General features: G+C 70.8%; 14 protein-coding genes and 1 tRNA gene. 8 read left to right on the forward strand and 7 right to left on the reverse strand.

Annotation, left to right across the window (positions count from 1 at the left end):
* Window positions 1–61: 61 nt before the first annotated feature.
* Window positions 62–1,078 (reverse strand): endonuclease domain-containing protein, encoded by a 1,017-nt coding sequence (locus tag DKT68_RS16040; protein WP_109818216.1) that lies wholly within the window; start codon window positions 1,076–1,078, stop codon window positions 62–64.
* Between the two features lie 221 nt (window positions 1,079–1,299).
* Window positions 1,300–2,010 (reverse strand): IclR family transcriptional regulator, encoded by a 711-nt coding sequence (locus DKT68_RS16045; protein WP_109818217.1) that lies wholly within the window; start codon window positions 2,008–2,010, stop codon window positions 1,300–1,302.
* A 63-nt stretch (window positions 2,011–2,073) separates the two neighbouring features.
* On the opposite strand from DKT68_RS16045, the gene cysS reads away from it, so the two are divergent.
* Both cysS and rlmB read left to right on the forward strand, forming a co-directional pair.
* Window positions 2,074–3,489 (forward strand): cysteine--tRNA ligase, encoded by a 1,416-nt coding sequence (gene cysS, locus DKT68_RS16050; RefSeq protein WP_109818218.1) that lies wholly within the window; start codon window positions 2,074–2,076, stop codon window positions 3,487–3,489.
* The gene (rlmB, locus tag DKT68_RS16055; RefSeq protein WP_109818219.1) at window positions 3,489–4,622 is read left to right on the forward strand and encodes a 23S rRNA (guanosine(2251)-2'-O)-methyltransferase RlmB; all 1,134 of its coding nucleotides are present in this window, start codon (window positions 3,489–3,491) and stop codon (window positions 4,620–4,622) included. Before cysS ends, rlmB begins: the two co-directional genes overlap by 1 nt.
* Window positions 4,623–4,757: 135 nt before the next feature.
* On the opposite strand, the gene DKT68_RS16060 is transcribed toward rlmB, so the two are convergent.
* On the reverse strand, window positions 4,758–5,849 hold the full coding sequence (locus DKT68_RS16060; protein ID WP_109818220.1) for an ABC transporter ATP-binding protein: 1,092 nt from the start codon (window positions 5,847–5,849) through the stop codon (window positions 4,758–4,760).
* 353 nt (window positions 5,850–6,202) lie between these two features.
* Here DKT68_RS16060 and DKT68_RS16065 point away from each other — a divergent pair.
* Window positions 6,203–6,279: transfer RNA gene (locus tag DKT68_RS16065), tRNA-Thr, on the forward strand.
* Window positions 6,280–6,352: 73 nt separating this feature from the next.
* On the opposite strand, the gene DKT68_RS32000 is transcribed toward DKT68_RS16065, so the two are convergent.
* The 4 genes from DKT68_RS32000 to DKT68_RS16085 form a co-directional block, all read right to left on the reverse strand.
* A complete protein-coding gene (locus DKT68_RS32000; RefSeq protein ID WP_236646921.1) occupies window positions 6,353–6,529 on the reverse strand; it encodes a tyrosine-type recombinase/integrase in 177 nt (58 codons plus the stop codon).
* A gap of 290 nt (window positions 6,530–6,819) precedes the next feature.
* Window positions 6,820–7,026: a hypothetical protein gene (locus DKT68_RS16075; RefSeq protein WP_109818221.1), complete on the reverse strand. Its 207-nt coding sequence runs from the start codon at window positions 7,024–7,026 to the stop codon at window positions 6,820–6,822.
* A 467-nt stretch (window positions 7,027–7,493) separates the two neighbouring features.
* The gene (locus DKT68_RS16080) at window positions 7,494–7,829 is read right to left on the reverse strand and encodes a hypothetical protein (RefSeq protein WP_109818222.1); all 336 of its coding nucleotides are present in this window, start codon (window positions 7,827–7,829) and stop codon (window positions 7,494–7,496) included.
* A gap of 216 nt (window positions 7,830–8,045) precedes the next feature.
* Window positions 8,046–8,828 (reverse strand): methyltransferase domain-containing protein, encoded by a 783-nt coding sequence (locus DKT68_RS16085; RefSeq protein ID WP_109818223.1) that lies wholly within the window; start codon window positions 8,826–8,828, stop codon window positions 8,046–8,048.
* A gap of 315 nt (window positions 8,829–9,143) precedes the next feature.
* On the opposite strand from DKT68_RS16085, the gene DKT68_RS16090 reads away from it, so the two are divergent.
* From DKT68_RS16090 to DKT68_RS16110, 5 genes are all read left to right on the forward strand, one after another.
* Window positions 9,144–10,202 (forward strand): hypothetical protein, encoded by a 1,059-nt coding sequence (locus DKT68_RS16090; protein WP_109818224.1) that lies wholly within the window; start codon window positions 9,144–9,146, stop codon window positions 10,200–10,202.
* Between the two features lie 73 nt (window positions 10,203–10,275).
* Window positions 10,276–10,674 carry a helix-turn-helix domain-containing protein gene (locus DKT68_RS16095; RefSeq protein ID WP_109818225.1) on the forward strand — a complete coding sequence of 133 codons (399 nt, stop codon included), beginning with the start codon at window positions 10,276–10,278 and terminating at the stop codon, window positions 10,672–10,674.
* 35 nt (window positions 10,675–10,709) lie between these two features.
* Complete coding sequence (locus DKT68_RS16100) at window positions 10,710–11,129, forward strand: VOC family protein (protein WP_109818226.1); 420 nt, start codon at window positions 10,710–10,712, stop codon at window positions 11,127–11,129.
* 14 nt (window positions 11,130–11,143) lie between these two features.
* On the forward strand, window positions 11,144–11,809 hold the full coding sequence (locus DKT68_RS16105) for a DUF998 domain-containing protein (protein WP_201749061.1): 666 nt from the start codon (window positions 11,144–11,146) through the stop codon (window positions 11,807–11,809).
* 68 nt (window positions 11,810–11,877) lie between these two features.
* Window positions 11,878–12,507 carry a histidine phosphatase family protein gene (locus DKT68_RS16110; RefSeq protein ID WP_109818231.1) on the forward strand — a complete coding sequence of 210 codons (630 nt, stop codon included), beginning with the start codon at window positions 11,878–11,880 and terminating at the stop codon, window positions 12,505–12,507.
* Window positions 12,508–12,511 lie beyond the last annotated feature (4 nt).

Consider the following 12,511-nt stretch of genomic DNA (forward strand, 5'->3'; position numbering starts at 1 on the left):
TCCGGTGGGGCCCGGTCGACCACGGTCGGCCGGGCCCCGTCGCGTTCCCGCGGGACCGAGATCACCGGCGCCACCCACGGGCGGTCAGCGCGGTGCGCACCTCGCCGAGCACCGCCGGGAACTCGGCGTGCAGGCGTCGGCTGGTCACGTGCAGCACCAGCCAGCCGGCGCCGACGAGCAGGTTCCGCCGGCGGCGGTCGCGATGCAGCGGATCGGAGTCGGCGTGCCACTGCCCGTCGTACTCGACCGCCACCCGGTACTCGGGCCACGCCAGGTCGGGATGCAGGACGACGCCGTTGGGCAGCCGGACCGGGTGCCGGACGACCGGCCGTGGCAGCCCACCGAGCACCAGCCGCACCCGTAGTTGCGACTCCGGCGGGGACTGGGCTGCCGGATCGGCCAGCTCGAAGAGCCACCGCGCCCGCCGCCCACCGGACCGGTCCATGTTGCCGGCGGCCACCCTGGTCAGGGTGTCGCGGTCCGTCAGCCCCTGCCGCAGCAGCGCGTCGATGATCGTGACCGCGCGGATCGGCTCCAACCAGACCGCCGTCTCCCAGGCGGCCCGGCCGGGATCGGAACGGGGGATCGGGCCGCCCGGGCAGCGGATTGACCCCGGCGCGACGGTGGTTGACACCCCGCGGCCCGACCTGCTCGCACCTTGTCGACCGGGCTGATCCGCTGGTCGGGTGGGCGTCGCGGCCTTCTGTGGCGCCTCGGCGGGTAGGGGCAGGGTGGGGTCGCCGGCGTGAACGCGGAGCCGCCGTTGCGCGCCGATGCGCAGCGGGCGGGGAGCGAGGACGTGCACGTCGTCGGTGAAGGTGGCGGCGTGTTCGACGCCGTGCAGGTAGGCGGCCGACGGGCCCGCTACCACCACGCCGGGCGGTAGCCGCAGGAGAGCCGCGCGGCAGGCGAGGGCGTGGTCCCGGTACAGCCGCGCGTCGGCGTAGACGTCGTGGCGCAGCCGCACCCAGGCGGTGCTGCGCAGGTGGTGCTCGGTGAGCAGGCCATCCCGGATCGCGTCGGAGCCGCGGAAGACCTGCCAGGTCAGAGTCTCGGGACGGTGCGGGCGTGGCGGCATGCCAGGCAGCCTGCCGACCGTCGAGTGGCCGCCGAAACCCCTGTGGACAACCCCGCCCGGATGTCCCACCGGCCCTTGTGGACAACGCCCGGTCCACCCGCCGGCCGTGCTATGGCACGGGAGGTGGTCCACTCGCGTTCCTGGAAGTCGGGCTGTCGCTGGCACTCGGACACCACGACGTCCGTGATCCCGAGTCGATCAAGCCGCTGTGGGGCGGGATGTCAGCGGAGGGCGGTGGCGACGGCCGTGGCGGCAGCCACGACCTGGGCGCCGACCGCGTCGACGTCCAGCGGGGCGAGGGCGACCACGCCGACGCTCGCCTCCAACCCCGGTACGCCGAGCACCGGCGCGGCCACCCCGTACGCCCCGGACTGCAACTCCCCACTGCTGCTCACCGGTCCCGCCGCCCCGGCTCGGCCGGCCAGGATGGCCCGGCCCGCAGCCCCCCGGTCCAGCGGATGCCGCGCCCCGGTCCGGTACGCCACGTGGAACGACGTCCAGCTCGGCTCGACCACGGCCAGGGCGACGCCCTCGCCACCCTCGATGACCGTCAGGTGCGCGGTGGCGCCGGCCTGCTCGGCGAGCCGACGCAGGGCGGGCAGCGCTCCCTCGGCGAGCAGCGGCTGGGCGCGCCGGGCCAGGTGCAGCACCCCCGCGCCGAGGCGGAGCCGGCCGTCGCCGTCGCGGCGCAGCATGCCGTGCCCGGTCAACGGGCCGACCAGCCGGTAGACGGCCGCTCGCCCGATGCCGAGCTGGTTCGCCACCTCGGTGACCGTCAGCCCGCCCGGCGCGTCGGCGACCAGGTGCAGCAGCCGTAAGCCCCGGTCCAGGGTCTGTGCCGTCTCCCCGGCCCGCCTGCCAACAGCCTCGGCCCGGATGGCGGGGGCGCTGGGGTTGGCCGGCGACTCACCGGGGCGTGCGGTCGTGTCCACGTCTGGCAGCGTACGACCCGGCACCGGCCGACCCGGACAGGCGCGGACGGCTACCCTTGTACGGTGACGCTACGCCTGTATGACACCGCCACCCGTTCGGTGCGGGACTTCGTCCTGCGGGAAGCCGGCAAGGTGGGGGTCTACCTGTGTGGTCTCACCCTCCAGGCCGCGCCGCACATCGGTCACCTTCGCTCCGGCGTCAACTATGACGTGTTGCGCCGCTGGCTGCTGGCCGCCGGCTACGAGGTCACCTTCATCCGCAACCTGACCGACATCGACGACAAGATCCTGGTCAAGGCGGGGGAGCAGGGCCGGCCGTTCTGGTCGATCGCGTACGCCAACGAGCTGACCCTCGCCGAGTCGTACCGGGCGCTCAACGTGCTGGCGCCCACCTACGAGCCGCGCGCCACGGGGCACATCCCCGAGATGCACGAGCTGATCACCAAGTTGGTCGCCGACGGGCACGCCTACCCGGCCACCGACGGTTCCGGCGACGTCTACTTCGATGTGGCGTCGTGGCCGGCGTACGGGTCGCTGTCGGGGCAGTCGCCGGACGCCATGCAGTCGGCCGGGGACGCCCCCGACCGGGGCAAACGGGACCCGCGCGACTTCGCGCTCTGGAAGGGCGCCAAGCCGGACGAGCCGGCCGACGCCTACTGGCCGTCGCCGTGGGGGCTGGGCCGCCCGGGCTGGCACATCGAGTGCTCGGCGATGTGCTGGCGCTACCTGGGCCCGGAGTTCGACATCCACGGCGGTGGGCTCGACCTCACCTTCCCGCACCACGAGAACGAGATCGCCCAGTCCCAGGCTGCCGGGCTGCCGTTCGCCCGCTACTGGGTGCACCACGGGCTGCTCAGCATCGGCGGGGCCAAGATGGGCAAGTCCGCCGGCAACGCTCTGGACCTGGCGTACGTCGACTCGCTCGGGGTACGGCCGGTGGAGCTGCGCTACTACTACGCCGCCGCGCACTACCGCTCCGTGATCGACTACTCGGAGGACTCGCTGCGGGACGCGGCCACGGCGTACCGCCGGATCGAGGGTTTCGTGCAGCGGGCAGCCGAGCGGGTCGGCGCCGGGCAGTTGGGCGAGCTGCCGAGCGGCTTCGTCGCGGCGATGGACGACGACCTCAACACCTCCGCCGCGCTGGCGGTGCTGCAGCAGCAGCTCCGGGACGGAAACACCGCGCTGAGCACCGGCGACGATGTGACCGTCCGCACCACTCTGGCCGCGGTACGGGCGATGCTGGATATCCTCGGGATCGACCCCCTGGACCCGGCCTGGACCGGTGGCGGCCGCTCGGATGATCTGCGTGCCGTGGTGGACTCCCTGATCGCGCTGGCCCTGGAGCAGCGCGCGCAGGCCCGGGGCCGCAAGGACTGGACCGCCGCCGACGCGGTGCGCGACCAGCTCAAGCTGGCCGGCGTGGTGGTCGAGGACACCCCCCAGGGGCCCCGTTGGACTATTGGAGAGCAGGACTGATGGCCGGCAACTCGCAGCGCCGTGGCCGGCGACTGACGCCGAAGGCGGGCGCCCCCAAGGGCACCGGCGGCAAGAACAAGGACTCCCTGGCCGGCCGGGGGCGCACGCTGCCCGCCGACGAGCGCCCGTGGCACAAGGGGTACTCGGGCACCGAGAAGCTGCCCCAGCGCACCGCCTGGAAGCAGGACAAGGAGCGCCGCGCGGCGGCCGAGGAGGGGCGTGCTCCCAAGATCGGTCAGCCCGGCAGCAAGGACACCACCTGGGGCAAGGGTGGCGGCCGTGGCGTTCCGGTCAACCGGGGTGGCAGCACCGGCGGCCGGGGCGGCAAGCCTGCCGGTCGGTCCGGCCCCCGGGTCGCGCCGGGGCGCAAGTCCAACCCGGCCAAGGACACGCCGGAGCTGCTGGTCGGGCGTAACCCGGTGCTGGAGGCGCTGCGCGCCCAGGTGCCGGCGACGGCGCTCTACGTCGCCCAGGGCATCGACATGGACGACAGGGTCAACGAGATCATCCGGACGGCCGCCGACCGGGGCATCGCCAACCTGGAGATCAGCCGCGCCGAGCTGGACCGGATGACCGGCGGGGTGCTGCACCAGGGCGTCGGGCTGCAGGTGCCGCCGTTCGCGTACCAGCCCTTCGAGGACATGGTCGCCGCGGCCCTGGAGCAGCAGGCCCCGCTGTTGGTCGCGCTGGACGGGGTCACCGACCCGCGCAACCTGGGTGCGGTGATCCGCTCGGCCGCCGCGTTCGGCGCGCAGGGTGTCTTCGTACCCGAGCGGCGGGCCGCCGGGATCACCGCGACCGCCTGGCGGACCAGTGCCGGCGCGGCCGCGCGGGTGCCGGTGGCGCAGGTCACCAACCTGACCCGGTCACTGAAGGCGTGCCGGGAGGCCGGCTTCATGGTGGTCGGCCTGGACGCCGACGGTGACACCGACCTGTACGACCTGGAGGCCGCGGTCGGTCCGCTGGTCGTGGTGGTCGGATCCGAGGGGCGCGGGCTGTCCCGGCTCGTCGGGGAGACCTGCGACCTGACCGTCAGCATCCCAATGATCTCCGAGGTCGAGTCGCTCAACGCCAGCGTGGCCGCCGCGGTCACCCTGGCCGAGGTCGCCCGCCGGCGCGCCAGCGAGCAGTAGGCAAGAGTCCCCCGAGGCCCCGTCCCCTTAGCAGGGGACGGGGCCTCGTCGCGCCCACGGGCCCGATGGGGCCTGGACGAGCGACAGGGGCGGCCCGCCGAAGCGGACCGCCCCTGTCGTCGGTACGGCGTTACGTCAGATCCGGCTGCCGGTGGTGGCGTGGAAGACGTGGCTGCGGCCGGTGCGCGGCTTGACGAACACGGTGTCGCCCATGTTCGGCATGGTGCGCCGGTCGGTGCGGACGACGAAGCGCTCCGAGTTGCCACCCAGCGCGGCGTGGCCGTAGACGTTGGCGTCCGAGCCGAGGTCCTCGACCAGCTCGACCACGACCGGCATGCCGCCCTCGGTCGGGCTGACCAGGTCGCAGTCCTCCGGGCGGAAGCCCACGGTGACCTTGCCGTCGCCGCCCTCGGCGCGGGCCGCCTCGACCTGCTCGCGGGTCAGCGGGATGTGCAGCTCGGCGAACTCGGCGCCGTTCTCGTTCAGCGGGACGGTCTTGATGTTCATGGCGGGGGAGCCCATGAAGCCGGCGACGAACACGTTGGACGGGGTGTCGTAGAGCGCCCGGGGGGTGTCCACCTGCTGGAGGACGCCGTCGAGCAGCACCGCGACCCGGTGGCCCATGGTCATGGCCTCGACCTGGTCGTGCGTGACGTAGACCGTGGTGACGCCCAGCTTGGCCTGGAGCGACGCGATCTGGGTACGGGTCTGCACACGCAGCTTGGCGTCGAGGTTCGACAGCGGCTCGTCCATGAGGAAGACCTGCGGCTCGCGGACGATCGCCCGGCCCATCGCGACGCGCTGACGCTGACCACCGGAGAGCGCCTTCGGCTTGCGGCTGAGGTACTCCTCCAGCTGGAGCAGCCCGGCCGCCTCCTTGACCCGCCGGTCGATCTCCGACTTGGAGGTCTTGCGCAGCTTGAGGGCGAACGCCATGTTCTCGTACACCGTCATGTGCGGGTAGAGGGCGTAGTTCTGGAAGACCATCGCGATGTCGCGGGCCTTGGGGGGCAGGTGGGTGACGTCACGCTGGTCGATGTAGATCGAACCGGCGTCGACGTCCTCCAGCCCGGCGAGCATGCGCAGGCTGGTGGACTTGCCACAACCGGAGGGGCCGACCAGGACGAGGAACTCGCCGTCGCCGATCTCGAGGTCCAGCTCGTTGACGGCGGGACGCTCTTGGCCCGGGTAGACCCGGGACGCCTTGGAATAGGTGACCGTAGCCATGGTGAAGCGCTTCCTTTCACCGGCAGGAACGTGCCGGACGATCCGAGTGAAGGAGCGACCGGCATGGTGTCCATGCCGGTCAACAGACAACGGGCCGGTCGCGAGGGCGGCCGGCTTGTCGTCCGTGTCACTGCACGGTAAACGGCTTTCCCCGCGCTGCCAAGGCGGGGGAGCGCCGGAAGTGGCGCATTGCCTACACAATCCGGTCAGTCAGGCACGGTCATGCATCAATCGACGTACGACTCGACGGTGTAACACCGTACGGGCGTCGGGTTGCTGACGTTTCCCGTGCTCGGGAGGCCTCGCGAGCGGGATATCCAGACGTCACTCGCTATGCTGACCTCGACGCACGCGCCCCTGTAGCTCAGCTGGCCAGAGCACTCGCCTTGTAAGCGAGATGTCGCCGGTTCGATCCCGGCCGGGGGCTCCAATTCCATCAGGCATTTCCCGATGGGCGCTGCCACGAGCCGACCGGTTGACAGCAACGCTGACAGCAATGGCACTCACGAGAGCTTCCCGTCGAGCTTGCCGAGCGCCTGACGCATCGCGTCGAGGTTGGCGTGAGCGTAGACCTTGAGGGTGATCTTCACATCGGCGTGCCGGGCGATGGCTTGGACGACGTGCGGCGGGACGCCCATCTCCATTAGCAGCGATACGACGGTGTGCCGTAGATCGTGCAAGCGGACACAGGCAGACCGGCGGTCTCGCGGAGCCGGACGAACGAGCGGCTGAGGTTGGTGGGCTCGATGGGGGTGCCTCGCTCTGAGGGAAAGACGAGGTCGTAGTCCTCCATCCCGCCTGCCATCGACCCGGGCAAGCCGAGCAGACCACCACCCGACCCGCCAGCGTCCGAGTCAGCCGTCAAGGTCCGCTTGACGTGGCGGGTTGGGTGGTGGCCCGCTCCCCAGAAGGGCGGGCCGACGGCACACGGGATGGCAGTCAGCACGTTGCCTGATCGCACGAGGCTTGCTTACGTGCTGGGCTTGTGGTTGCTCACTGACATGCCCGATGCAGAATGACGCTCTGCCTCGTGCCGATGCTGGTCGGCGCTAGCCCGGCGGGCCGCAGTCGAATCCTCATCCGATGAGAAACGGTTCCGATCTCGCCAGCCCACGAAGACGACAACCCCAACCATCATCACCACGGACGCCACGAGAAACACCAGCACCGTCGTCATGCCATCGACGCTACGGCATACGCGCCAGCTCAGGCCATCACGAAAGATTGCGGAACAGTCATCCGTACAGCCAAACCACCCTGACGCCGACACCACCCGACACGCCAGACAGGCTGACCGAGGCAGGCTGACTGCCAGCTCTGATGGACCTTCCAAGTCGGCCTTCCGGAAGCGAGACGCCGGGGGCACAGACGGGGCACACGACAGCGTGAAACGTCGGCGAATAGCCATCAGTGACGCGAGCAGAGAAGTGGCTTCGACCAGCGCCAAGCTGCCGTGTCGCTGGTGACCGGTGTGCACGCCTAAGTTCCGCGTCAACGGCTGACACTCGGGCTGGGTGACCAACTGGGTGACGACAGGCGCGGACAACGCCGGACGTACATGGACTCCGGTGGACCGTTCGGACAGCTCAGCCCTGCTGCTGGCGCAGCTCATCGGCGGATGGCGGTTCCTTCGGGACGAACGAGTCAGGTGCCGGTCTGCTCTTCCAGTTGCCGACGAGCATCCCGCCACAGGTGCTCGAACTCCTCGGAGGACAGGCTTTCCAAAGCAGGTTCCAACGCCGAGCCGGGTGGAGGAAACGGGGCCCCCGGCACAACCCCGTACCGCCGTTCGTACTCGGCTACCGCGCCCAGGGTCCCTGAATCACGAGCGATGAGCACCTCTGAAATCGACGCGGCTGCCAGGAAGACCCGATCCGATCCGCGTAGCTCAACGTGGCGCAGCGCCCACCGATCAGCGTCCAGCTCGTCGTAGTTCCAGCGGTCGTCATCTGGCCAGTACCAACGGACGTAGGTGAGCATGTGGCCATTGTCGCGAAGCCTTTGGTAGCTACGCGGCCGACGGGGTCGGGGCACACGCGGGGCACAAGACACCGTGAAACGTCGTCAACCAGCGAGCAACCAGGGCAGCCCGAGACGCCGTGTAAGCAGGTGTCGGACAGCATCCCCGCTGGTAGCGCGGCAGCGGCTCTTAGTTCCGCTTCAACATCTGACGTTCTTCCGGCGGGTGCTCCCGTCTCAGGCGACGGTGGCGGCGGTGAGGAAGAACGTGACCGCGTATGTGAACCGCTGCGCAACGACGGCCTCGTCGAACTGGTCTTCGAACGCACGCGCTTCGGCTGGGTCAAGTGCACCGCGTTGAGTAGCTGTGGCAGCCCAGCTGCGGAGGCCGAGAACGTTGTCGACGGCGGTCGGGTTCCGGACCAGCAGCGTTCGGGATTCGACGGTGATGTCGGCCAGGCCGTGTGTGGCGAGAAGGCCGGCATGTTGATGCGCCAGGGTGCCGTTGCGGAGGAGGACATCAGCCCGGAACCTCAGCACGCGCCGGGCCAAGCCTTGGTCGGCGATGTCGAGTACCTGGGTGTCGTAGTCAGGGTCTGCGAGTGCGATGCGGCCACCCGGCCGGACAACCCTGATGAGTTCCTTGATCGCGGCGTGGGGATCGGCGAGGTGTTGCAAGGTGCGATCGGCCCAGGCCCCATCGAATGAGTTGCTGAGAAACGGCAGGTGATGGGCGTCGGCGACGGTGCTTTGGGTCAAGCCGCGGGCTTGCATGGCAGCAGCCATGGTCAGCGCATAGTCCACGGCTGCCACGCTGACACCGTATTGATCTTTCAACTGGGCTGCGCTTGCCCCTGTGCCAGCACCGACATCGACGTAGCGACGGCCAGGCGCCGGATGGAGCAGCTCCCGGACCCGCTGCTGATATGCCTGGTAGAAGGGCTCCTGGGTGAGGCGGTCCAGTACGCCGACCCACGAGTCCGGGTCTGACTGGCGGTCGACGTCGGTGAACCCATGCATGATCGACAGCCTATTTCGGCGATTGCGGCGGCGCTGCTGCCTTGAAAGCAACGCTGACAGCAACCACGCCGGACGGCAGCACGCTGAGGAGCACTGGCATGGACGAAGCTTCGAGCGTGCAGCCGTTCCCGGACGTGTGCGTACGCGATGCACAGAGCTTGTAAGCGAAATGTCGCCGGTTCGATCCCGGCCGGGGGCTCCAATACCCGCAGGGCTGGTTCGCCGATTCACGGCATGCCGCCATGCCCGCGACACCCTTGCTCGATGGTCGGCCACTCCTATAGTGCCGGTAGCACCGACCGCCAAGGGAGTCGCATGAACCCGGTTGTCGCGATCATCGGAAGTGCCGAGGCCGACCGCGCCTACACGCCCCCGGTACGTGACCCGGAGGGTGCCGCCGAGGCGGCGGCCGCGTTGGGAGCGGAACTCGCCATTCAGGGCTGTCACATCGTCGTCTACTCCAGTGGCCCCGAATATCTGGAGCGGGATGTCGTGCGGGGGTACGTCGGCTCGGGGCGGGCCGCCCCTGGTTCGATCCTGGTTCGTGGCCGGTACGGGAAGGACGTCGGCTTCGAGGAGGTCCACCGCAACCCGGCGCTCTTCTCGGTCGTGCCCGAGTCGACCGATGACTGGGAGGTCGCGTACTACCGCTCCTTGCTGACGGCCGATGGCCTGCTGTTGGTGGGTGGCGGACGCTCCACGTTCATCGCCGGGCTCATCGGCCTGTCCCGCCGGATCGCGATCGCCCCGGTGGCAGCGTTCGGCGGTGGTGCGGAGAAGGTCTGGCACCGGCTCAGCGGCGAGCGCGAGGTCGCCACCGAGGAGGAGGTGGCTCTGCTGTCCCGGCCGTGGCAGCCGGGTGCGGCTCAGCCGGTCGTGGCCGCGCTGCTCGCCCAGGTGCGACGCGTTTCGGAGCGGGAACAGGCCTCGCGCGTCGCTGAACGGACCGCCAGCCGGCGTACGATGGCCGGCCTCGTGACCGCGTTGGTCCTCCTCCTGCTCACCCTCGCGACGGTTCCCCTGGCCTACGCCGCGCCGACCGGCGGATGGCAGACCATCGCGGTGCTCGTGGCCGCTCCGCTGCTCGCGTCGGTCTGGGGCGCCATCGTGCGCAATGCCTACGACGGCAACGGCAACTGGCTCCGGGCGGCCGCGCTGGGGTCGGCCGCCGGTGTCATCGCCTTCCTCCTGTTCGTCGCGGCGCAGCTCTCCACCAACCCGGATCTGCTCGCCGGCGACAAGGCGCGGCAGTTGGTGTTCTTCGTGTTGGCGATCGGATTCATCGGCGGGTTCACGTCCGAGGTCGTCTACGGCAAGCTGCGGGACCAGGACGTGACCCAGACGTCGGTCCTACCGCCGGCGGGGGGTCGCTGAGCCGGCCGGCCCGGGCGCTGGCGGTAACCTGAGCCGGGCAGCGGGCCGGGGGAGAAGAACGAGACGGGGGCGGATGAGTCGCGCGGTGGAGGAGTCGAACCGGGCGATGCTGCGTGCCCGGGACGCGATGGACCGGGCGTACGCGCATCCGCTGGACATCCCCGCGCTGGCCCGGATCGCGCACGCCTCCGAGGCGCACTTCATCCGGACGTTCCGGGCCACCTTCGGCGAGACCCCGCACCGCTACCTGCAACGCCGGCGGGTCGAGCGGGCGATGGCGCTGCTGGTGGAGACCGAGCGGGACGTGACCGACATCTGCTACGCGGTCGGCTTCGGCAGCCTGGGCACGTTCAGTCGGACGTTCCGCCAGATCGTCGGGGAGTCGCCGACGGACTTCCGCCGGCGCGCCGTGCCGACCAACGTGCCGTCCTGCTTCACCAAGGCCTGGACCCGACCCAGCAGTTTTGGATAAGCAGCAGGTCAGGGTCTACGTCTAGCGTGATTCCCATGACGATGAACGCGATCAGCCGCTCCCAGATCTACGTCCTCGACCAGGACGAGGCGCTCGACTTTTACGTGGGCAAGCTCGGCATGGAGCTCAACACCGACCAGGATCTCGGCTTCATGCGCTGGCTCACGGTCAACCTGCCTGGCGACCCGGAGCGGGAGATCCTGCTGGAGAAGCCCGGCCCGCCGGCACTGGACCCGGCCACCGCCGAGCAGGTCCGGGAGCTGCTCACCAAGGGCGCGCTGGGCGGCTACCTCTTCATGACCACCGACGACGCCCGGAAGACGCACGAGGACCTGGTGGCCAAGGGGGTCGAGATCACCGACGAGCCGACCGAGCGCCCGTACGGGATCGACTTCGGCATCCGGGACCCGTTCGGGAACCGGATCCGCATCGGCCAGATGTTCCCCCGGGGCTGAGGGGCAGCGGACCGATGACCCAGGCCATGCCGCTGCCCACACTCCGACCGGCCATCGGCGACCGGGACCGCGCTCTGCTCGCCGGCGGTGTCCTGGCCGGGCCGATCTTCGTCGGCTCGGCGCTGCTCCAGGCGCTCACCCGGGACGGCTTCGACTTCCGGCGGCACCCGGTCAGCGTGTTGAGCACCGGCGACCTCGGCTGGATCCAGATCGCCACGTTCCTGGTCACCGGGGCGCTCTGCCTGGCCGCCGCCGGGGCGCTGCGGCGCTCCGCCGACACCGAGTCGGTCTGGGTGCCCCGGCTGCTCGGCCTGTACGGGTTGGGCCTGATGGGCGCCGCGATCTTCAGCGCCGACCCGGCCGACGGCTTCCCGGTCGGCACCCCGGGCGGCGCGGGTCAGATCAGCTGGCACGGTGGGCTGCACTTCCTGGTGGCGGCGGTCGCCTTCGTGTCGCTGATCGTGGCGGCGCTGCTGGTCGGGCGCCGGGCCGCGCGGAAGGGGGCGCGGGCCCGGGCCGCGTGCAGCCTGGCGACCGGTGCCTTCTTCGCGGTGGCCTGGGTCGCGCTGATGGTCCGGCCGGGTCCGCCCGTGATGGTGGCCTTCGGCCTGGCGGTGACGGCCGGCTGGCTCTGGGTGTCGGTCACGTTCGCGCGGGCGGCGTCCGGCCGGGTGGACTGAGCTGGTTGCCGACAGACCGGGAGGCGTGGGGTGGATCCCGCGCCTCCCGGCGTGCTGTGGTGTGGGACATGATCACCCGTCTGCTGTACCTGGCCCGGCACGGCGAGCAGGAGGACGCGGCGACCGAGGCGCCGGAGGCCGGGCTGTCCGAGCGCGGCCGGCGGCAGGCCGGGCTGCTCGGCGAGCGGCTGCGGGGCCGGCCGTTCGCCGCCGTGCACCACGGGCCGCTGCGCCGGGCCGCGGAGACCGCCGAGCTGGTCGCCGCCGCACTGCCGGGGGTTCCGGTGTACGCGACCGAGTTGGTCGGCGACCACCTCCCGCACGACACGGAACCGGCCGGCCTGCCTCCGGCGTACGCCGATTTCCTGGCCCCGTTCACGGTGGCCGAACGGGTCGACGGGCCGCGGGTGACGGCGGCGGCGGTACGGCGGTTCGCCGGCCCGGCCGCCGATGACGCGGGTGGCACGGGGACGCTCCGTGAGCTGGTCGTGACGCACGCCTTCCTGATCGCCTGGCTGGTCCGGCACGCCCTCGACGCGCCGGAGCGGCGGTGGCTGGGCCTCAACCCGCACAACGCCGGGCTGACCGTCATCCGGTATGGCCCGGCGGGTCCGCCGAACCTCGTCGCCTTCAACGACGTGGCGCACCTGCCGCCCGAGCTGCGCGGCGCCGGGCTTCCCCCGGACTATGTGATCTGAGCGC

This window comes from Micromonospora acroterricola, assembly GCF_003172955.1.
Classification (GTDB): Bacteria; Actinomycetota; Actinomycetes; order Mycobacteriales; family Micromonosporaceae; genus Micromonospora; species Micromonospora acroterricola.

What these genes read in the sequence shown, in the direction of transcription:
- rlmB (WP_109818219.1), top strand. Translation starts at nt 3,489, where the DNA reads ATGGCCGGCAACTCGCAGCGCCGTGGCCGGCGACTGACGCCGAAGGCG.
- DKT68_RS16100 (WP_109818226.1), top strand. Translation starts at nt 10,710, where the DNA reads ATGACGATGAACGCGATCAGCCGCTCCCAGATCTACGTCCTCGACCAG.
- DKT68_RS16060 (WP_109818220.1), bottom strand. Translation starts at nt 5,849, where the DNA reads ATGGCTACGGTCACCTATTCCAAGGCGTCCCGGGTCTACCCGGGCCAA.
- DKT68_RS16085 (WP_109818223.1), bottom strand. Translation starts at nt 8,828, where the DNA reads ATGCATGGGTTCACCGACGTCGACCGCCAGTCAGACCCGGACTCGTGG.
- DKT68_RS16110 (WP_109818231.1), top strand. Translation starts at nt 11,878, where the DNA reads ATGATCACCCGTCTGCTGTACCTGGCCCGGCACGGCGAGCAGGAGGAC.
- DKT68_RS16095 (WP_109818225.1), top strand. Translation starts at nt 10,276, where the DNA reads ATGAGTCGCGCGGTGGAGGAGTCGAACCGGGCGATGCTGCGTGCCCGG.
- DKT68_RS16090 (WP_109818224.1), top strand. Translation starts at nt 9,144, where the DNA reads ATGAACCCGGTTGTCGCGATCATCGGAAGTGCCGAGGCCGACCGCGCC.
- DKT68_RS16080 (WP_109818222.1), bottom strand. Translation starts at nt 7,829, where the DNA reads ATGCTCACCTACGTCCGTTGGTACTGGCCAGATGACGACCGCTGGAAC.
- DKT68_RS16075 (WP_109818221.1), bottom strand. Translation starts at nt 7,026, where the DNA reads ATGACGACGGTGCTGGTGTTTCTCGTGGCGTCCGTGGTGATGATGGTT.
- DKT68_RS16040 (WP_109818216.1), bottom strand. Translation starts at nt 1,078, where the DNA reads ATGCCGCCACGCCCGCACCGTCCCGAGACTCTGACCTGGCAGGTCTTC.
- DKT68_RS16105 (WP_201749061.1), top strand. Translation starts at nt 11,144, where the DNA reads ATGACCCAGGCCATGCCGCTGCCCACACTCCGACCGGCCATCGGCGAC.